Origin of the sequence: Lactobacillus helveticus (assembly GCF_046109915.1) — a bacterium.
Lineage (GTDB): Bacteria > Bacillota > Bacilli > Lactobacillales > Lactobacillaceae > Lactobacillus > Lactobacillus helveticus.
This window is the reverse complement of sequence record NZ_CP151471.1, coordinates 659,512-680,109: the sequence shown is the minus strand read 5'-3', so window position 1 is coordinate 680,109 and position 20,598 is coordinate 659,512. Positions and strand designations below refer to the sequence as shown.

General features: G+C 35.3%; 20 protein-coding genes and 3 pseudogenes. 17 read left to right on the top strand and 6 right to left on the bottom strand.

The features are described from left to right. Window positions 1-25: 25 nt before the first annotated feature. From AADV52_RS03510 to AADV52_RS03490, 5 genes are all read left to right on the top strand, one after another. A complete protein-coding gene (locus tag AADV52_RS03510; RefSeq protein ID WP_014918867.1) occupies window positions 26-640 on the top strand; it encodes a sugar O-acetyltransferase in 615 nt (204 codons plus the stop codon). A 124-nt stretch (window positions 641-764) separates the two neighbouring features. Further along, window positions 765-1,862, top strand: a complete 1,098-nt coding sequence (locus AADV52_RS03505; RefSeq protein ID WP_014918866.1) for a serine hydrolase domain-containing protein — start codon at window positions 765-767, stop codon at window positions 1,860-1,862. A gap of 66 nt (window positions 1,863-1,928) precedes the next feature. Then, window positions 1,929-2,756: a pyridoxamine kinase gene (locus tag AADV52_RS03500; RefSeq protein ID WP_041808731.1), complete on the top strand. Its 828-nt coding sequence runs from the start codon at window positions 1,929-1,931 to the stop codon at window positions 2,754-2,756. Further along, on the top strand, window positions 2,756-3,313 hold the full coding sequence (locus AADV52_RS03495; protein WP_014918864.1) for an ECF transporter S component: 558 nt from the start codon (window positions 2,756-2,758) through the stop codon (window positions 3,311-3,313). The genes AADV52_RS03500 and AADV52_RS03495 overlap by 1 nt, the downstream gene beginning before the upstream one ends. Before the next feature lie 81 nt (window positions 3,314-3,394). After that, the gene (locus AADV52_RS03490) at window positions 3,395-4,600 is read left to right on the top strand and encodes a L,D-transpeptidase family protein (RefSeq protein ID WP_014918863.1); all 1,206 of its coding nucleotides are present in this window, start codon (window positions 3,395-3,397) and stop codon (window positions 4,598-4,600) included. Between the two features lie 48 nt (window positions 4,601-4,648). On the opposite strand, the pseudogene AADV52_RS03485 reads toward AADV52_RS03490, so the two are convergent. Next, window positions 4,649-5,964 (bottom strand): annotated as a pseudogene (locus tag AADV52_RS03485) (MATE family efflux transporter). A 158-nt stretch (window positions 5,965-6,122) separates the two neighbouring features. Between AADV52_RS03485 and pepT the strand changes: the two are divergent. From pepT to AADV52_RS03440, 9 genes are all read left to right on the top strand, one after another. Beyond that, window positions 6,123-7,409 carry a peptidase T gene (pepT, locus tag AADV52_RS03480; RefSeq protein WP_014918862.1) on the top strand — a complete coding sequence of 429 codons (1,287 nt, stop codon included), beginning with the start codon at window positions 6,123-6,125 and terminating at the stop codon, window positions 7,407-7,409. Window positions 7,410-7,414: 5 nt separating this feature from the next. Next, window positions 7,415-7,627, top strand: coding sequence for a hypothetical protein (locus AADV52_RS03475; RefSeq protein ID WP_041809027.1), 213 nt, complete (start codon window positions 7,415-7,417; stop codon window positions 7,625-7,627). Next, window positions 7,627-7,764, top strand: a complete 138-nt coding sequence (locus AADV52_RS03470; RefSeq protein ID WP_014918860.1) for a hypothetical protein — start codon at window positions 7,627-7,629, stop codon at window positions 7,762-7,764. The genes AADV52_RS03475 and AADV52_RS03470 overlap by 1 nt, the downstream gene beginning before the upstream one ends. An 18-nt stretch (window positions 7,765-7,782) precedes the next feature. Beyond that, window positions 7,783-8,184 (top strand): Fic family protein, encoded by a 402-nt coding sequence (locus AADV52_RS03465; RefSeq protein WP_227028482.1) that lies wholly within the window; start codon window positions 7,783-7,785, stop codon window positions 8,182-8,184. Window positions 8,185-8,408: 224 nt separating this feature from the next. Next, window positions 8,409-8,759 (top strand): hypothetical protein, encoded by a 351-nt coding sequence (locus AADV52_RS03460; protein ID WP_014918858.1) that lies wholly within the window; start codon window positions 8,409-8,411, stop codon window positions 8,757-8,759. Between the two features lie 173 nt (window positions 8,760-8,932). Beyond that, the gene (locus AADV52_RS03455) at window positions 8,933-10,537 is read left to right on the top strand and encodes an ABC transporter ATP-binding protein (protein ID WP_041808729.1); all 1,605 of its coding nucleotides are present in this window, start codon (window positions 8,933-8,935) and stop codon (window positions 10,535-10,537) included. Continuing rightward, a complete protein-coding gene (locus AADV52_RS03450; RefSeq protein WP_014918856.1) occupies window positions 10,527-12,110 on the top strand; it encodes an ATP-binding cassette domain-containing protein in 1,584 nt (527 codons plus the stop codon). Before AADV52_RS03455 ends, AADV52_RS03450 begins: the two co-directional genes overlap by 11 nt. Before the next feature lie 6 nt (window positions 12,111-12,116). After that, window positions 12,117-12,857: a DUF4097 family beta strand repeat-containing protein gene (locus AADV52_RS03445; RefSeq protein WP_014918855.1), complete on the top strand. Its 741-nt coding sequence runs from the start codon at window positions 12,117-12,119 to the stop codon at window positions 12,855-12,857. A gap of 12 nt (window positions 12,858-12,869) precedes the next feature. After that, the gene (locus tag AADV52_RS03440; RefSeq protein ID WP_012211854.1) at window positions 12,870-13,247 is read left to right on the top strand and encodes a DUF1304 domain-containing protein; all 378 of its coding nucleotides are present in this window, start codon (window positions 12,870-12,872) and stop codon (window positions 13,245-13,247) included. Between the two features lie 70 nt (window positions 13,248-13,317). Here AADV52_RS03440 and AADV52_RS03435 read toward each other — a convergent pair whose 3' ends face one another. Further along, window positions 13,318-14,367, bottom strand: coding sequence for an IS30 family transposase (locus AADV52_RS03435; RefSeq protein ID WP_126096186.1), 1,050 nt, complete (start codon window positions 14,365-14,367; stop codon window positions 13,318-13,320). 201 nt (window positions 14,368-14,568) lie between these two features. Here AADV52_RS03435 and AADV52_RS03430 point away from each other — a divergent pair, with 201 nt between their 5' ends. The 3 genes and pseudogenes from AADV52_RS03430 (at window position 14,569) to AADV52_RS03420 (ending at window position 16,416) form a co-directional block, all read left to right on the top strand. After that, window positions 14,569-14,958, top strand: coding sequence for a hypothetical protein (locus AADV52_RS03430; protein WP_014918853.1), 390 nt, complete (start codon window positions 14,569-14,571; stop codon window positions 14,956-14,958). Between the two features lie 168 nt (window positions 14,959-15,126). Then, entirely contained in the window at window positions 15,127-15,576 is a 450-nt protein-coding gene (locus tag AADV52_RS03425) for a hypothetical protein (protein WP_023060944.1), read from the top strand. 121 nt (window positions 15,577-15,697) lie between these two features. After that, window positions 15,698-16,416 (top strand): annotated as a pseudogene (locus AADV52_RS03420) (Fic family protein). A gap of 129 nt (window positions 16,417-16,545) precedes the next feature. On the opposite strand, the gene AADV52_RS03415 reads toward AADV52_RS03420, so the two are convergent. The 4 genes and pseudogenes from AADV52_RS03415 to AADV52_RS03400 all read right to left on the bottom strand — a co-directional run bounded on the left by AADV52_RS03415 (window position 16,546) and on the right by AADV52_RS03400 (window position 20,519). Continuing rightward, window positions 16,546-17,127 carry a hypothetical protein gene (locus AADV52_RS03415; RefSeq protein WP_014918852.1) on the bottom strand — a complete coding sequence of 194 codons (582 nt, stop codon included), beginning with the start codon at window positions 17,125-17,127 and terminating at the stop codon, window positions 16,546-16,548. A gap of 65 nt (window positions 17,128-17,192) precedes the next feature. Next, window positions 17,193-18,374: an MFS transporter gene (locus tag AADV52_RS03410; protein ID WP_003626488.1), complete on the bottom strand. Its 1,182-nt coding sequence runs from the start codon at window positions 18,372-18,374 to the stop codon at window positions 17,193-17,195. A gap of 88 nt (window positions 18,375-18,462) precedes the next feature. Beyond that, window positions 18,463-19,173 carry a hypothetical protein gene (locus AADV52_RS03405; protein WP_014918851.1) on the bottom strand — a complete coding sequence of 237 codons (711 nt, stop codon included), beginning with the start codon at window positions 19,171-19,173 and terminating at the stop codon, window positions 18,463-18,465. 116 nt (window positions 19,174-19,289) lie between these two features. Next, a pseudogene (locus AADV52_RS03400) lies at window positions 19,290-20,519 on the bottom strand (RNA-guided endonuclease TnpB family protein). Window positions 20,520-20,598: the final 79 nt, after the last annotated feature.

The window sequence follows — 20,598 nt, the reverse complement described above, 5'->3', positions numbered from 1 at the left end:
TCAAAAAGAATGCGAAAAAATAATTATGGAAGAAAATACTAAAAATATGCTCGCTGGTAAACCATATCGTCCCGATACTGAAGAATCAGGACGCTTTTCTAGTTTGGCACACCGTTTATCACGAGATTATAATTTAACAACTGATGAAGATAAGTTAGAGAGAAAAGCAATTATTGATCGACTTTTTCCTGATCATGGGGAAAGCGTCTATTTGCAGGGCCCAATCGAGGTTGATTATGGTCGTTTTACTAAGTTAGGCAATCATTTTTATGCTAACTTTAATTTAACGATTCTAGATACTTGTCCAATTACGATTGGCGATAATGTGATGTGTGGCCCGAATGTTACTTTTGCAACACCTTTGCATCCACTGCTTCCAGAGCAAAGAAATATTAGAATGCAGGCTGATGGTAAAGTAGCCGATATTGAATATGGTGCTCCAATTAGTGTTGGTAATAATTGCTGGTTAGCTAGCAATGTGACGGTTTGTGCGGGCGTAAAGATTGGCAATAATTGTGTAATTGGTGCGGGCGCTGTAGTCACGCATGATATTCCAGATAACTCTTTAGCAGTAGGAGTTCCAGCAAAAGTTATTCGCAAAATTACTGAGAAAGATCATTTAGATAATTATCCATATTAAATATGAATAATTTTTATCTAATCTGTAACCTCACTGAAAAAAATAAATGCTAATATATTTTTATAAGATCTGATCAATTCTGGAGGGAATTAAAACGAAAAAAATCAATTTCAAAAAGGCATTAATGAAAACAGCCGCGTCACTTACAGTGGCTGCCTCTTTACCAATAGCTGGTGTAGTAAGCTCTAATCAAGTAAAGGCTGCTAGCTATAATCAAACTGAAATGCGTAGTTTTGTTAGAAGCACACTTGCTAATTATTATGCACGTGGTACTACAGTAATTATTAAAGATGGACATCCACAACAAATTAGTTATGGTTATGGCTACTATGGCAAGCACCTTGGTGCTGGGAATAGAAAAGTCGTTTATCCTGTTTGTTCATTGCAAAAGGTAATTACAGCTGCAATGATTACGCAATTAATCTATGCTGGAAAGTTTAATCAAGATACTAAGATTTCAACTTGGTATCCTAATTTAAAGGGTTCGTCAGATATCACCGTTGGTAATTTGATGACTCATACCTCAGGACTTAAGGCTAGTGACACGGAAGTTAACCGTGGTAAAGTGGCTTCTGAAGATAGTGCTATCAATTGGGTGGTTAATAAGTTGAATTCTACTAGTCAAAATAAGCCTGGCAATTTTTCTTATAATAATACCAACTATATTTTGCTAGCGGGAATTATTCGTCAAGTGACAGGCAAATCATATAAAGATAATGTTAAAGAGCGAATTATTAATCCGCTTAATTTAAAGAGAACTTACTTCTTGGAAGATGTTCCAGCTGGCATGACTGATGGTATTTCTTATACCTGGAATAGGAAGAACTATCAATGGGCACAATATGTTAAAAAGCAACAGGCTTCTCAATTAGTTGGTGCTGGTAATTTATTCTCTACACCAATGGATTACTACCGGATTCAAGTTGGACTTACAAATGGAAAGATTTTGAATAAGACTGAATTTGATTACATGACTAATTTGAAGGCTAAATCTCCAAATGGTTATTCAGGTGGTATGTATATCGAGAATAATGGCACCTTGAAGTCAGCCTATGGTAACTTATACAACACTCACTTTGGTAATTGGATTCAAATGACTTCTGATAATCAAAATGGCTTGATCATGTTTTTGAATCAAACTCAAAATGATGAAAACAGAAACAAAGCAATTGGTTACCAAATTTTAAATCACATCAAACCAAATACATTTAACGCACGCTAAATTTTAATGTTTCCTGCTATTAACTATGTTAAGCTAATAGCAGGATTTTTTGATTGGAGTGAAAAAATGATTGATGGAGGAGTATTAATTAGCCAAGATTTATCATGTATGGGGCAAGTTTCATTAAGCGTGGTCTTACCAATCTTGGGTGCATGTGGATTAAAGCCTACTGTATTGCCAACTGCAATTTTATCAACACATACTGGTGGTTTTGGTAATAATACGTATTTAGATCTAAGTCATGAAATGGCACAGATTACCAAGCATTGGCAAGAATTAGATATAGATTTTGAAGCACTTTATTTAGGTTATTTAGGTAAAAATGCATTAGATTTTTGGCTGCAAAATAAGGAACTGGTTAATCAAAAAATAGTTTTAATCGATCCTGCAATGGCTGATCATGGCAAAATGTATCGTGGCTTAGATCAACAGTATGTTGAAGAGATGCGGCAATTGATTAAAAAGGCTACGATTCTAACGCCAAATATGACTGAAGCAGCATTTTTATTAGGAAAAAAGCCCGAAGAAAATTCCATTCAAACAGCTACAAGTTTAGCGCAGGAATTAATGGTTAAATTTAATATACCTAATGTAATTATCACTGGAATTGATTTAACAGATGACCAGATTGGAGAAGTAGGCGTTACTGAAGAAAAAGAGTGGTCATTAACACAGGGAAGATTACCAGGTAGTTTCTTTGGGACCGGTGATATTTTTGCTAGCGTCTTTTTAGCAGCATTTATGCATCACTATAGTTTAAAAGAAAGCTGTTCTATTGCAGCCGACTTCGTTGAACGGGCAATTTTAAATATTCCTAAGCAAGATCCACGTTTAGGACCGAATTATGCGGCAGGACTAAGTGGGTTATTGAAAAAGATGGGGGATAGAAAATAATGAGAACATATAAGAACTCTTTACAAGCATTGATTTTTACAGGATTATTTGCGGCAATTATTTATATTGGTATTTGGGTGTTGCGAATTCCGGTACCTGCTATGGTAGGTCGACCATTTATTCATTTTGGCAATACTTTAACCGCAGTAGCTATTCTTTATTTGGGTTACCGCAATGGAATGATTGCTGGAATTATTGGCTTAGGTGGTTTTGACTTGTTAAATGGTTATGCAGCAACATCATGGCTCACTATGCTTGAAGTTGTCGTGGTGGCAACGGTTTTGAGCTTGATTTTTAAAGGAATGAATTATCAGGATAGTAAGAAAAATATTATTATTTTAGGTATTGTTGCTGGTGTAACTAAAATTTTTACTACTTACTGTGTTTCAATTGTTGAAGCATTAATGGTAGGAACAAGTTTGCAAGTAGCCTATGTAGGAGCATTTGTAAGTTTGCCTGCAACCGTAATTAATTCAATTTCAACCGCAATTTGTACGCCCATATTATATTTTGCATTAAAGGATGCAACGAGAGTTATTATGAAAAAAGCCAAATAAAAACATAAGATTTTACGCATATGTTCTTGGGTGCTATATTTAAATTATTGACTTACTTATAAAAAATAAAGGTAGAATAGCATGAATGAGGATCTAAAAAGAAAAAATAAACGAAATAATCTAATCATATTAATAATTGGTGTTTTAATTGTGATCGGTGTTGTTGGAGGCTTTGGTATTCATAATCATCGAGTTGCTAGTCAAGCTGCAGCGGAAAAATACGCACGCACGCACTTTAACCCTAATGTTAAGATCGATGGTGTGAAGGTGGGGAAGTTAACCGTTGCTAAAGCTACTGCTAAGGTAAATAAAAAAGCTAAAAACCATGTGCAATTAAGAAATGAAAAGTTAGTTTATAGCTATAATACGACTGTACCTGCAATTGATGAAGCAGAAACTAAGGCATTTTTTAAGAAGCAACAAACTAAGACGCCTTCAGATCAGGCATATAATTTTACTACTAAAAATTTAGCTGTTGCTAAGAAAAAGCTAAATGCGTTAAAGAAAGCAGAATTAACTTACAAAATCAATGGTAAGAATTATCAGTTAAAAGCAAAAGATCTTTTGAATGATGTCAGCTATCAAGATAATAAATATCGGTTTGGCGATACATCTAAATTAACTGAAAAATTAACCCAAATTGATAAAGAAGTTTCTACTTTACATAAGAGCTATGAGTTTACAGTACCTGTGGGTAATAAAGTAAAGGGTAAGACGATTACCGTTGAAAATAAGACCTGGGGCTGGGGTGTTTATGTTAAGAAAGCTCGTCGTTTAATCTTGCAAGCTTTTGCAGATGGTAAAACTACCTTTGATGGCACTGATGCTATTTATGGTGTAGGTTATAGTACTTACGCTCACGGTTACGGTAAGAGCAATCATGAGATTGGTAATACCTATGCAGTTGTTTCATTAAAGAAACAAGAAGTTTGGCTTGTTAGAAAAGGTAAATTGGTTGCACATTTGGATGACGTAGTTACTGGTACGATGGAAGGCAGCAAGGGTGACCAAACTCCACGAGGTGTCTGGTACATTCACTATAAAGAATCTCCAAGTACTTTGCGTGGCACTAACGATGACGGCTCAAGTTATGCTTCACCAGTTAAGTATTGGATGCCATTTACTTTAAGTGGTTGTGGTTTCCATGATGCTAGTTGGAGAACTGATTGGAGTAAGAAAGCTTACTTAAGAGGTGGTTCTCATGGTTGTGTCAATGTTAAACCAAGTGAGATCAGAAAAGTTTGGAATAACATTTCTAAGAATGAACCAGTTATTATTTATGAATAATTAGGATAAAGAAAGCCCTGCGGAATTTGATATTCTGCAGGGCTTTTTCTATTTCTTTAACTTATCTTTCAGATCCAGACCCTTTTTAAACATGAAGTAACCGATAATCCAGGTTAGAATATCACTTAATGCTTGTGACCAAACGATACCGTGATAACCTAAAGTACTCTTTAAGATTTCTAACACGATGAAATAAATAATCCCTTGACGAGTAATTGCCATGACGAAGGCGCCCCAGGCGTTACCGATTGATTGGAAAACTGTAGTGTAAACTAAGATAATTCCTACAAATGGGGTAGTAATAATTGTAGCAATTAACATGTAGCTGCCAGCCGAAACGATAGATGGTTGATTCATAAATAGTGCAGTTACTGGTTTGGCTAAAATAATCAGTGCACCACCTACAACAATTGCATAAGAAACCAAGACGATAGTATCAAACGCTGCCAGTTTTTAGCGCCATAGTTGTAGCCAATCAACGGTTGTGCTCCAAAGGCAAAACCGACGATAACTAAAATGACGATGCTATAGATTTTTTGTGTGATTCCCATGGCAGCGACTTTGTTTGCACCATATGCGGCAAGTGACGAATTGAGAAGAGCCATGCCGAAACTTTGAGCAAAGTTGGTGATTGAACCAGGGATACCGATGGCAATGACATCTTTGATATTTTGCCCAGAAATTTTCATGATTTTAGGATTTAGACTGATATAATGAGCATTCTTGATAGTGAAAAAGATTAACAATAAATCAGTTACCAGATAGCCAATGATATTAGCTAATCCAACACCAGTTGCGCCCCACTTTAGTCCAAAAAGAAAAATCGGATCGAGAATAATAGCCCAAATGGTTCCTATCATAGTACTAAGCATGGCTTCAAAAGCTAAGCCTTCAGTTCGAATTAAATTTTGTGGCACTAAAGAGAAGATAATAAAGACAGAACCCAGTGCGATAATCCAATAAAAATCGAAAGCATATGAGTAAGTAGATGTTTTTGCTCCTAGAAGGATTAAAATTGGTTTGGCAAAGACTAAAAGCAAAATGGTCAAAATAATACCAACAATTACAGATCCAAATAGACAAAAACTGCTGATTCTTTTGCTTAAATCATAACGCTTTTCACCAAATAGACGTGAAATCAAACTACTGCCGCCAAGTCCAAAAATATCAGAAACAGCAATTAAAAAAGTAAATAATGGAGCACCAATCGTAACTCCGGCCACCAAGTCAGTATTACCAGTCTTAGCTACAAACATTGTGTCAGCTAAGTTATAAATCATCGTGGTAATCATCCCCAGCACCACAGGGAAAGCTAATTTAAAATAGACTTTTTTTATAGGTGCTTTTGCAAATAATTCATCCATAAATTTTTCCTATTCTCATTCAAATAATTCTTACCAATTTATTATATTCTTTTTTGAATCTGCTTATGACTGAGATTTTTGAAAAATACTTTAATTAATAAAAGCAATCTATTATACTGAATACAATATGAAATTTAAATGAAAAGGTGGCTCAAGATATGAGTTTTTACGATTTAAGTTACGAGCAAGATAAGTTTATTCACTATGCTAAAGAAAATACGCGATCTTTCTTTGAGCATCATGATCACATCCCATCTTCACCTGGTCAAGTTGCGTTAGCAAAAGAATTAGTGCGGGAACTAAAAGATATGGGACTCGACGCATATTACAATGACAAAACTGCCTTTACTATTGGTAAATTAGCTAAAAATACAACTGATGAGGTCACGCCAATTGGCTTTTTTGCGCATGTTGATACTGCGGATTTTAATGCGGAGAATATTAAGCCCCAAGTTCATCCTAATTATGATGGAGGAAAGGTTTATTTAGATAAAGATGAAGCAATCGTTCTTGATCCTGCCGAATTTCCTGATTTATTAAATTTAAAAGGACAAACATTAATTACTTCAGATGGTCATACTTTGCTTGGCGTTGATGATAAAGCAGGTATTGTTGGAGCATTGTCCATGTTGCGCTATTTAGTTGAGCATCCCGAAGTTAAACATGGGGATGTATATGTTGCTTTTGGTCCTGATGAAGAAATTGGCTGCGGAGGTAAGTATTTTGATCCGCATGATTTTCCCGGTGTCCAATTTGCTTATACTTTAGATAATGGTCGCCCTGGCGATTTTTCTTATGATACTTTTAACGCTTCAGAAGCTACTATTCATATTAAAGGGACAGTTGTGCATCCCGGTGAAGCTTATGGTTTAATGGTCAATGCCACTACATTAATGAACGAATTTTTGTCAGCATTGCCGCAAAATGAAGTCCCAGAAAAGTCCCGCAATCATGAGGGCTTTTTCTTGGTGACTGATACTACAGGGACGGTAGACCATGCGGATATTAGTATGATCATTCGTGATTTTGAATGGGATAAATTTATCGCAAAAGAAAATTTGATAAAGGAAATTGTTCATAAGCTGAATGAAAAATATGGCAGCGATCGCTTTACCGTTAAGATTCGCCGTCAATATGAAAATATTTATAATGGATTAAAGGATAAGCCATATATCGTTAACTTAGCTTTAGACGCATATCGCAAATGTGGTCTGACACCGCATGTTCAATCTTTTAGAGGCGGTACCGACGGTAACTTTATTACGCCAAAAGGTATTCCGACTCCGAACTTATTTAATGGTGGTGGCAACTATCATGGCCGGTATGAGTATGTAACCGTAGAACAAATAGACAAATTGGCGGAAGTATTAACGATGATAATTACAGAGCACTTGCGTCAAAGTCGTGAGGGCAGAGATGAACGCCCACTTGAGAAATATTGGTAATTAGAATGCAAGATTATAAATTAGAAATTGATGTAGAAAAACAAACAATCCAAGGAATAACAATTCCTAATCTGAAAATGTTTCAGCAGATTTGTTTTGTAGTGAAAAATAATCACTTAGAGGGTTGGAAGCCGGAAGCTAAAGATGTTAAGCGATTAGTTGAGCAGGCAAATAAGCCAGAGCAAAGTATTATAGATGAAATTAATGAGGCATTTTAATGGCAGAAGATTGGATTACGGCGACCCTTTATCCTAATGGGACGATGAAGAATAAGTTGGGGATTAGGGATGCAGCAAAATTAGCCGACGTGGAATTTCAGATTGCAGCTGAGCGAGAATTATTGCTATTAAAGTAAAAAGTAAAAGTAAGTCAAATTGAAGACTTAAAGAAAGTCCATCAGATAATATTTTCACCTTTATACGAATGGGCAGGACATTATCGCAAGAATGATTTTCGCAAAGGAAATACCGTCTTCTTTCCACGTGAACGCTTTGACTATGCTGAAGAAGATATTAACGAAGTTATTTCTAATTTACTGAAAAAAGGACTATTATCTGCGGAAAATTATGCGAGTTTGATCGATAAGATTAATTTCTTTCATCCATTTAGAGAAGGTAATGGCCGTAGTACGAGAACTTTTTTGCAACTGTTTGCTTTAGAACATGGGCAGGCAATCGATTATCCATTATCAAATGATGCAATGATCGTGGCAGAAAATGAAGCTGATGTTGCCCAAATTGCCTCATTAATTAAAATTGAGGCAGTTGCTGAATAAAAAATTAAAGTCATTTAACAAATTAGCATTTTAGAACTACTATAACAGGTGGCTGGATGAGCATCCTTCCTCCTTTAGAAGTGAAATAAGCAATTAAAAAATTTCTTCATTTCATCATCTTGCTAAAGAGCGACAACTGTGTGCGTTTGCCGCTCTTTTTCTTGTGAAAATGCGTCGATACAGGCAAAAAATGTTATAGTGGACACGGAAGGAAGAATTTTCAGATGATTGAGATATACAATGAGAGTTTAGCAAAATATGCAGATGGAGATCGTCATATCTTTACTGCGAAGTTTCTACGTCCTGACGATCGTAAAGGGATCTTTACTGAGTTAACTGTCGATAATGAAGATAATGTAGTAGTTAAACAAATTGCCCTTCATATGACTAAGGCATTCAAAGACTTAAATCTAGAAGAGGGCGACGTAATTCAATTTGAAGGCATCGTGAAGAAGAATACGCGCGATGAATATACAGTTGAACGTCCTACAAGAGCTGAAAAAATCAGCAGTGCTGATAACAGTGATAGCAAAGTTCACGTTATGGGCAACGATTGGGATTGGTTTGAAAAGTAAAAAAAATATCATATTTTTGATGAGAAGCATGTCAAGTTGGCATGCTTTTTTTGCATCTTGGGGTAATTTTTTGACCACTTGGCAAAATTGAGTTGAAAATTAAAAACAGGGGGGTAAAATTAAAAATAAATAAAAATATGATAGTTTCAATAATATGATGGATGTGAGTATGAATGAATATTAAGGGATTTTACGAGATACATAGGGGACGCTTTATCTTAGTCTTCGCCATGGTAACAATCGGCATGGCAATAGACGCTAGTACACAATATTTAATGACGCCAGCCTACAATAATTTGAAAAATTTGAATTTTAGCGGCTTTTTATTCTTTTTAATTCTTTCACGAGTATTAGATTTGATGCGCTTACTTTTAATCTCTGGTTCAGATTATTTATTTAGTCAACAAACGCAAAACTATTTGCACAAAATTAGAATAAAAATTAGTCGATTCATTTTTAAAAATAATATTACGGAAACAGCTAAAGTTCAAAATGATTTGAATGCTAATCTTGATCAGTTAACTAAAAATTATGCGACACCACTAAAAAATGTCTACATGTATGCTTTGGATGTGATTTTATCCATTATCATTTTATTCTACTTTAATTGGAGTTTAGCTATTTTAACGTTAATTCTGACAATTATCTCATTAGTGTTGCCTAAGCTTTTTGAAAATATGACATCGAAGGCCACTATTCAAGTTACTGAGAAAAACAAATCTCTATTAAATAGTATTGCTAAGTGGATTAATGGACTAGATGAACTTAGAAGATATGCTAGCTTTGATATTTTCAATAGCTCTTTAAATCAATCGACAACAGCATATAAAAAGGCTGCTATTAAACAAGGACAAACTGTAGCTATTGCGGATGTAGTTAGTGCTGGTTTTAATACTTTTGGTCAGGTAATTTTGATGCTCTTGTGTGGTTATCTCTATTTCCAAGGACAAATTGTTTTTGGTGCTGTGATGACGACGATTGCATTTAGCTCAACTGTGATGAACGGGATTACATATTTAGTTTCAGAGTGGAATTTAATCAAATCAACTAAAGAACTTAATCAAAAAATATCAGCGATGGAGAAGCCTGTAAAAATTACAAAAAATCAACACGGTGATCAAAATATTGCTGAATTAAAAATTGAAAATTTGGGTTTGCATTTTCCTAATGGTGAGAAAATTACTTATCCTGACTTAGAAGTGAAAAAGGGAGAGAAAGTTTTATTGCTGGGTGACAGCGGAACTGGAAAGTCAACTTTGTTTAAGCTGATTTTGGGCAAACTGAAGCCAACTCAAGGCAAAATTTCTTTTGTAGATGAACAGGGAGATTTAAATATTAATTCTGATGAAATTGGCTACGTAGCTCAGGATGGAATTTTATTTCCTGGCAGTATTCAAGACAATATCACAATGTTTGATCCAAAGTTGAATAAGTTAGCAGAAAAAGCTGTTCAGTGGGTTGATCTAAATAAAGACATTGAAAAATTCCCTGCAGGAATCAAGACAGCAGTTGACCTTGATCAAGATAATCTATCTGGAGGGCAAAAACAAAAGATTATTTTGGCTCGTGCTCTGGTTCATCAAACGAAGTGGCTTTTTATTGATGAAGGAACTAGCGCAATAGATAGTGAAGCAACTAAGAAAGTTTTGAAGAACTTGCTTAAAACTGATCAGACTATTGTCATGATTGCTCATAACTTTTCAAATGAATTAATAAATGCCTTTGACCGCAAGATTGTATTAAGCAATGGACAGGCAGGTGAAACAGATGAGCTTTAAAGGATTTATTAAGACTAACTATTTTCGTTTTATTTACATTAATGTTCTTTCCATCTTAGCTGGAGTAGGCGCTATTGGCGGTGGTTATGTTCAGATGTATTGGTTGACTTATGTTAAAGATCATAATTGGTCTGGTGTACTTTGGACCGTTTTAGTATTAGGTATCTTTTACATATTTGCACAAGGATTGATTTATTACATTCAATACGAAGTTAGGGTTCAAGAGGAAGAATATAATCAAAAGCTGCGTCAAAAACTTTTTGATCATTACTTCAAAGATGGAAAGTATCATGCAATTGCAGATGTACAAAACAGAATTACTAATGATCTTAACTTGGTAAAAGATAATTATTTTGAGTGGTATATAATTGTTCCTTTTTATGGCACGATGTTTGTTGCAGCCTTAGTTGCTTTAATTACTGTGCATTGGTCATTATTTGTTGCTAGTGTTATTTTAGATATTTTTGCTTACTATGTACCGAAATTAGTCCAGAAAAAGATGGAACGGGCAACCGATAATTTATCTAAACAAAATAAGATGTACTTGAATACCTTGTCGCAGTGGTTTTCTGGACTTGCAGAAATTAGAAGATATTTTGCCGGGATCAAATTATTTAAGGTGCAAGAGCAAGCAGCTGATAAAGTCGAGCAGGCTCACGTTAAGCAAACTGCAGCACAACAAGAGATGATCATTCTTAACGGTGTATGCAATATTGTCATGCAAATAATTTTGATGGCAATGACAGCTTCTTTGATCACTAAGGGATTGATTACCTTCGGTGCAATTATGTCTGTGCAAAATTTTGCAGCTAATATTTCGATTGGTTTACGGCAAATGTTGCAGGCAATCAGTTATATGAAATCTTCACATAATTTGATGAATAATATTAGTGCAGACACTTTTGAAATTAATGTAGAGAAAAAGCATACTACAGCTGCACCCGCAACGATTGCGACACATGATTTAGCCCTCGATTTTCCCAATGGCGAAAGCTTGCGTTTCCCTGATTTAGAAATCAATCAAGGTGAAAAGATCCTGCTAACAGGCGACTCTGGAGCTGGTAAATCCACTTTGTTCAAGCTGATCTTAGGTTCAATTAAGCCAAGCAAGGGTAAGGTCGAATTTAAAGATAAAAAAGGCAACGTGGTCAACCCAGATATGACAAAAATCGGTTATATTCCGCAAGATCCTAATCTTTTCCCTGGGACCATCAAAGACAACATTACGATGTTTAACAATCGTTTGGATCAAAAAGTTACACAGGTCATTGATGAAGTTAATTTTGCAACCGATATTGCTAAGTTCAAAAACGGCGTTAACGAAAAACTTAATTTGGATAATTTGAATATCTCTGGCGGTCAAAGACAAAAGATCGTGCTCGCCAGAGCCAAAATTCACGATGCTGATATTATTTTGATTGACGAAGGAACCAGCGCTATTGATCAAAAGGCTACGATGAATATATTGCAAAAGTTGGTCAAAGAAAAAGCTACGATTGTCTTTATTGCGCATAATTTTAATGAAGGGATGCGGCAGTTGTTTGATCGTGAGATTCACTTAGTTAAGGAGTGATGTAACATGTTTTTTAATAAAAACGATAAAATTGAAAAGGTAGATAAGATCTTAACTAATGAGGCATTTGAGGAACTGCAAGTAGATTTTGCGGATATAAATTTAGCAATTGAATCTGGGGATCATTTTGAGGTTCACTATCATGGCACAGAAGACAAGCAACCAGTAGTAACGCAGAATGAACAACAATTGCGACTTAAGCAACCTGAAACTGATCGTAAAAACGGCAGATTCTGGCAGAAAGGCTTGTTCAAAATAGAAGTAGTGACAAGCAGTGATGTAGGGAAGGTAAAAATTACTATTTCCAAGGATCATCACCTGCGTGAAGCATATATTGGCCTAGCTAGTGGAGATACAAAAATGCGGGATATTAATATAGATGAGCTGGAATTTGGCTCTGCTAGTGGTGACTTGAAGATTGATAAGTTAAATGTAAATAAGCTATCGCTGTCCATTGTTTCGGGGGATGCAAAATTAGATCAAGTGAAAATCGATTCTGGTAATGCGGATCTAACGAGTGGTAATTTCATTTTAAAGAATAGTCAAATTATGAAAATTCTTGCAGTTACAACTGTTTCAGGGGATAATCTAATAGAAAATGTTGAAGTTGACCAATGTGACCTGACAACATTGAGTGGTGATAACACTATTTTTGGAGGGAATGCCACTCATGCACAGATTGGCAAAGAAACTAATGGCAGCCATTTGAAAATGAGCGCAGTGTCGGGTGACAATACGGTCAAATAGTTAGGGGAAAATATGGAAACAACAGCAACTTTTTTGATGATTAAGATCGCGTTAGTCTTTATTGTCGGAATCGAACATATTGGAATTTGTCTATTAGAGATATTTGGTAAACCGGCTCAGCAAGCCAAGGCCTTTGATATGAGTAAGAATTTTGTTAAGCAAAAAGAGGCTCGTATTTCGATGGCTAATCAAGGCATTTATAATGGGATGTTGGGATTATTGTTGATCTTAAGCTACTTTGTTTTTCCATTTAGTACCGTGATTGAAGTTTGGCAATTACTGTTAGGGATGATCATGGTTGTGGCCATCTTTGGTGGTTTTACTGCCACTAAAAAGATTTGGCTGGTGCAGCTACTTCCGGCTTTGATTGCTTTCTTGTTTTTGATTTAACTTAATATTTTTACTAAAAGTCGTATTTGATTTTTTTCGTAAATTGCAATAATAAATTGAACACTTTTAGTTAAGCTGCTTGATAGATTAGATCTAATTCTCTTTCAAAGATTTCATCTGGTGTATGATAGGCCAGTATCTTTCTTGGCAAAGAATTGCACCAGGTTTCAATATTAATGATGTCTTGTAAAGAATAGTTAGCTATTGCTTCTCCTTTAGGAATGAATCTGCGAATAAGACCATTGTGTCTTTCAACTGTTCCCTTATCACAAGAAGTGTAAGGATGGGCATAGTAAACCAGTGTATTGGATGCTTTTTCTAGGTTGGAAAGATCTGCAAACTCTGAGCCATTATCAGTGGTAATGGTTTTAAAAATATCATTCCAATGTTCGCTGTATTGCCTTTGGAGTTCTTTAAAGGCCTGCATGACACTGACAGAAGTCTTGTCAGGAATACGAAGAATTAAAAACTCACGACTCATACGCTCAGATAAGGCTAGCAGCACCTCATCATCTTTGCTCTTATGTCCGAGAACTAAATCGCATTCCCAATGACCGAATTCATTACGTTTATTGATCTCTTTAGGACGTTCTTCAATGCTTCTGCCAAGTTTTTTCTTATTTTTGCGAATACGATAAAGCTTGGTATTGCGTTTAAGCTTCTCTGGCAAGTCGTAATTATGTATATCTAATAGACCTTGGTCGACATAATTGTAAAGAGTCTTAGTACAGACAACATCTCTGCTGCTAAATGCGCCAACAGCAGTGGCACGATTACTGCACACATCAAGCGACCAGCCGTCTTTAAAGAAATGCTTGTGGACATAGCGCATGAATTGAGTTTTCCTGAGAAAGTCTGATTTGCGCCCACAATTTTTACGATGAGCTTGATATGCATCACGCCCTTGAGTAGCCTTATATCTTTTGACTTTGCCATGATACAGTTCTACAGTACCGCGCTTAACCTCATAGCTGATAGTAGAAGGAGAACAGTTTAATTCACGGGCGATGGCACGCAAAGAATAGCCATCTTTCAAACGCAATTGAATAATAACTCTTTCCTCGAATGATAAATGCTTGCCTTTAATGTGCTGATTCATGGTAGAATGTAAAGAGTCCATTTTGACCTCGTTTCTAAATGTTGTGTGGTAACTACATTCTATCAAACAGGTCCGAATGGACTTTTTATTTTTTATCAAGTGTTCAATTTAATTTTACAATCAGCGATTTGATTTTTTCTTCGATTCAAGTACGACTTTTTATTGTTTATTCATCTTATGAGTGTATAATTTTAGAAAAATATAGGGAAGTTGGTGGGAGAAATGGATGAAGATTTAAACAAGAAAGAATATATACAAGCTGCCTTGATAGTGGCGAGTTTAGTTATTCCATTAATCGGTTTTGGCATAGCACTTTGGTTTTGGGTTAAAAATAATCGCGCGTTAGCGAAGAAATATTTTTGGTGTAGTTTGCTAGGAGTAGTAATTACAGGGTTATTGTATTTTGTCAAAAATGGATTTAGTTTGCACAATTCATTGATGAATTTGTCTCTTCATGGTTTTAAATCTGCCTACATTGGTGGAGGATTCATTGTGGCATTTCTGGTTTTTGAATTTGTAGAAGATATTAGCGTTAAGCGAATGGCGATTATCTCATTCATTACTAGTCTGGCGTTTGTTGCAATTAGTGCTTTGCGGAGAATCGCTAACTAATTTCTTGGCCGCTGTGCCTCAGACTGCTGTATTAATTTTGACTTATGTAATTTTACAAAAGAGAATGAAAAAATGGTTGGCTTTTGCATTAGGTCTGATTATAAGTTTCGTTTGGGTATTGATACTATTTTCAATTGTTGGTGTCTTGTTCAATATTTAAGGGGTGAGATGATGTTTTTAACGAGTGTTTTAACCGGTGGACAGTGGTTTTTGCCGGTTATTGTTGTGTTGGTAGCCGCCGCACTTTTAGCTAGCTATGCCAAGAAGAAAAAGTTAGCTAAGTTAGAAAAAGTATTGAATATCTTAGGCTATGTTTTCATGTTTCTATTAATGGTTATCCTTTGGATAATGTATTATAGAAAAGAGATGGCATTCAGTAGTGCCTTTATCTATACCGCAATAGTCATTTATACGATTATGTCTGAAATACTAAAGAAGTATAAAAATACTTTAAAGGGAAAATATCAGCTAGCAAAAATGGCATTAGCCGGTATCTATGCTGTAGCAATTGGTCTGATGATTTTAGTAGGCGGGCAATTTTCTTCAGTTGCATGGCTAATTGCAATTATCTTCGTAGTAGTAATATGGGTAATTGCTTATGCAATTGAAAAGTCATAGTAAAAAAGCATTAAAGGTTAGAAAATTCTAACTTTTGATGCTTTTTAAATTCGTAATTTTTAGTTTGTTGTTATTGGGTGCATCGTATTCTTTTTAGTAGAATATAAACAAGGAGTTATCGATGTATCCTGATAAATTTTACTTAACCAGAGAACAAAATAGATGTTTTGCAAAAAAGAATTTAGTTAGATTAGTTTTTACAAATTGACGTTTTGAAGGCGTAAATACTATATTACCGCAAACGCAAACGATTATTGATGGCGTGAGTCCGGCTGGTGTATCTATTAATAATTTGAACGTAATTGTTCAATTGAAGCGGGGCTGGCAGTATGTTATTAAAGAAAATAAAGAACTATCGTTAAAAATTGAGCAGAATATTAATCTGTTGGTTGCGAGGTATGATTCGTTAAATCCGGGCAGTTTTAGAACAGGCTCAGTTACTGTAGAACTTGGTAATGATAAAGGTAAATGGAAGCCTCAAGAATTAGATTATCAATCTGAAGTGGATTTTTTAATAATTTGATGCAAAAAGATACTTCTATTACAGATAAAGCAATGACGTTAATGTATCATAATATGCGCAATCAACTTTTTGGGGATGGAAATAAAAGAACGGCGATATTAGCAGCGAATAAGTTGATGATAGATCATGGTGCAGATTTGATTAACGTACCATTGGATAAGTGGGATGTTTGGAATGATTTGATCAGTAAATATTATTTGTCTGGCGACATGAAGACACTTAAGGATTGGACTTATGTGAATGGGATCCAAGGTGTGACTTTTGATCATAAGCAAAATTTACCGAAACCTGATATTAATCCTGAAGACTACGAATAAAATGTATAGCAAATATAAAGGTCTCCCAGAAAGACATTAACTTTCTAAGAGACCTTTTATTTGTTAGTATCGTGAAATAGCTAAAGAAATTAAATGATTTGTCCAGCCGTTTATTGGTAAAATAGTTTACTATTTCTTTACCTTAGTAAAATCATACTTTCTATATTTAAGTGCAACATTTTTATCCATAAAAATCGCACCGTTGATGACACTAGGATCAGTCCCATAGCTTAAGAAGAGACAATCATGGTTCTTAAATTGACCAGGTTGATAATCTAAGTTCACCAGATCCAAGAAGCCGCGCACTTTTAACGAATTACCTTGAGTATCAATTAGAACAATATTGCCAGAGTATTTTTTATTTTGTTTTTCAGAGTGACGATTCAATTTTAAATTTGGATCAACTTTTTGATAACTGACATTGCCGTTAACCGTGTGCTCAGTAATCACGAGTTTTCTAGCCTTTTTAGAATAAGGATCGCCGCGATACCAGGTACCACGGTACTGGCTAGGTACAGTTGCAAGTTTAAAGCCCTTATATTTTTTATGAATATTAATGCGAGGAGCTTCACTAGATGATTTAGTCTCATGACGTACAATTTTTGAACTACTTGATGATTGTGAACTTAAATTTGATTTTGCTGTTTGCTTATTGCATCCCGTCAATAGCGCAGCAGCCATTACACTGATTAAAACAATCGCTTTTTTCATATTTATTCTCTTTTCTTAAATTTAATCTCAATTAAAAAATATCTTTGAACAAAATAAAAAGCGGCTTAGTTTGCCGCTTCTTTTGCAAATAGCATGTTGATTCCACCAATGAGGATGAATACTGCGCAAAGAATAATTAAAATCTGATCGCCTGAATGATCGAGCATGATCCCAGCAACTACGGAGCTAATTGGACCACCAATTGAAGTACTAGTGCGGATCGTGGTTAGCACACGTCCTAAATATGCATCTTCCGTAGTAATCTGAATCATTGATTCTGACAGAATATTTTGAAAACTAGTTAGAAAACCAAACAAGGCGATGAGCACACTTAATGCAAGCCAATTAGACAGGAAGAAGATCATCATTAATAAAGGAATGGTACTAAGCATCCAAGTGTAGGGGATCGTTTTAACTGTAGGAGTTAGCTTGCCCGAGATGAGTGCTCCTAAGAGAAAGCCACCGACAAAGCAAAGATAGAATGTACTATAAAGTCCAGCAGAGCCAAGCTTATCGGCTAGTTTAGGTAAGAGAATAATTAACGCTGGTGAAGCGAAGGAATAGCAGATACATGACCAAAAGTAGTATTTAAGAAACCTATTTTGGCGAATATACTTTAAGCCGCTGAACACTTTTGCGCGATAGTTATTAGTTTTATCATCAGTATCGTTTGCTTGAGGTTTAGTCGATGGAATTTTTCTTAACGCAATGTACAGGAAGAAGATACTAATCAGACTTAAGCAGCTACAAACCAGCATCGATTGGCCAGCGATTAAAAGACTCAATAAAACACCTGAAAGGGCAGTACCAGCGATATTCACAACTTGATCAATCATGCTCAACTTTGAAATTAAGCTGTTTAAATCTTTTTTAGAAGGGACGCTTTCTTTAAGGATTGCACGATCGGCCGGACTGAAGAATTCATCGCACATGGACATAATAGTAGAGATTAAAATGGTCAAAACTATGTCGTGACTCAGCCAGAACATCACTGCCGTTAAAAGGAATAACAAGATAGTTTGAACTAATAGGGATGTTTGACTGGTTCTCTTGAAGGAATGCTTATCAATAATTGGACCGTAAAAAATTGATAAGGCAGCGGTAATTGAGAAAATCGCGTTAGTCAAGCCGACTAAAGATGATTTGCCAGTTTGGGTTTGCAGCCACCAGATGATGATCATGCCAAAGAGAGAATTGGATAAAAGCATGGTGGCTCGAGATAATAGGTAAGTTTTCTTTTCTAACATTCACAACAACTCCAATTAGATATATGTATTGAGGTTAGTATACCATAATTTTTATTATATTAAGAAAAAGTTAAAAAAGGTAAAGCTCTTACTCGTAAATGTAAGTGTTGAAACTTTCATTCTTTTTATAATTAAACTTATCAAGTAATTCGCTAGCCGCCCAATCGGTATCGTCGGCTTCAAAAAATGTAGTGGAATATTTTTTGAAGATTTTAATTAACAAACTATCTATAAAAGATGAACAGTTTGCAGGATCAACCGAGCATAAATAAGCGATTTCATTATTTTCTGTAAAAGCAACATTGTTGAGGCGCCCCTGTTTATCCAAACTATAATATCCAGATCTTGTTGGGACTTCAGTAATGAATTCATTCTTACTAGCGGTAAGAGGTGAGACTAATTCATGAGTAGTTTTGTAATATTTATAGAGAAAATCGCAACATTTTGAATAAATAGGATCAGTAGCGATAAAAGGCACAACTTTAAAATTGGTTCTTAAGGGATGCTTTAAGTCAGTAGCACTAACTTCAGCCTCAAAGCAATATCTTTTACATTTGAAACCATTTTTTAGCATAAAATCTACGAGTTTAGTGTGGCTAGATTCAATCATGACTTGTAGTGGTTTTTGTTCTTGCTTCCTAATTTCTGCAAATGGTGAAGTGGTTGGAATTTTAATTAAGTTAAACTTCAAGTATATGCAAGAGTCATGAAAAAGATTGCGGTAAGTGGAGATGGTACCTAAAGATTGATTATTTTCAAATAATTCATATGTTTGAGGATTAACTTTTCTAAGTTTCATTTTTTATTCACCATAAATGTATGAACTACACCGGCACTGAAGTGCCGGGTTTCTGGGAACACTGAGTAGTGTTTAGGATCTTACATTGAACTAGTCAAATACCTAACTCACAGAACTCAGCTTGTTACCATGGCCAGTCCCTGACCACTTAGCTTTTTACTTTCTTTATGCAAGATATTAACTGCCGCATTAATATCTCGGTCATGCTTGGTTTGACACTTAGAACAAGTCCATTCACGAATCTCTAATGGCTTAGCGCCACTGTTATAGCCACATTTTGAACAAATTCTGGAAGTGTTCTTGGGATCAACTGCAATTAGTTTCTTGCCATACCATTCGCATTTGTATTCTAGCATTTGTCTAAACATTCGCCATGAAGCATTGGCAATTGACTTAGCCAAATGATGATTTTTCTGAAGATTCTTGGTTTTCAAATCTTCAATCGCAATTACATCATATTGCTTAACTAAATGCGTAGTTAGTTTATGCAGATAATCTCTGCGCTGATTAGCTACTTTAGCTTGGTATTTGGCTTTTGACTTTTGCGCTTTTTGCCAATTAGCAAAGCTTTCTAAACTTCTAGGACAAAGCACCCTTTTATTCTTATTTTGTAAAACTAGTAATTTAACTAAATGTCTACGTCGAGAATACTTTTTCTGCCAAATTTTAGCTTTCTTTTCAAAATAAGAACTGTCAAAACTAGGATATTTTAGCCCATTAGACAGAATCGCTAAATCAGCTACGCCAACATCAATTCCAACTCGTTTGCCGGTTAAGCTGTACTTCTCTGGTTCAGGTATTTCAGCTTGTAGAGACAAATAATACTTGCCCGTTGGTTCAAGTACGACCGTATAACGCTTAATCTTAGTGTTTTGCAAAACTCCATTCTTGCTGGTTTTGACATAGCCTAATTTAGGAATCTTCAAGTACCTTTTACCTGCAGTTTTTATGATTGACTTGCCTGTATAAGACTTTTTCAGATACTTGCGTGAATGAAAACGAGGCTTGCCAATTTGACCAGTTTTATCTTGAAAGAAGTTCTTCCAAGATTGAGTTAGGAATTCATTAACTACCTGCAAGCTTGAAGAATCGCTGTTTTTCAAAAAAGGATATTCTTTTTTAAGCGGCTTAAGCAGATAATTCAGCTTGAACTTGCCTAAAAAAGGCAAAGCTTTATTATTCTGATAGCGCTCATTCATCATGGCCAGCATTTAATTCCAAACAAAGCGATCATTGCCAAACATCTGCTCAAGCTGGTTTTGTTGTATTCTATTAGGATAGAGTCTTAATTTGATCCCTTTTAGCACATTTGTTCCCTCCTTTCTTTTTAAGATTATATCAAACATATGTTTAAGAAAGAAGGAGGAAACAAGCAAAAAAACTAAAAAAGGCCGGATTCATCACGGGATTAAAATCCCGTGTTTT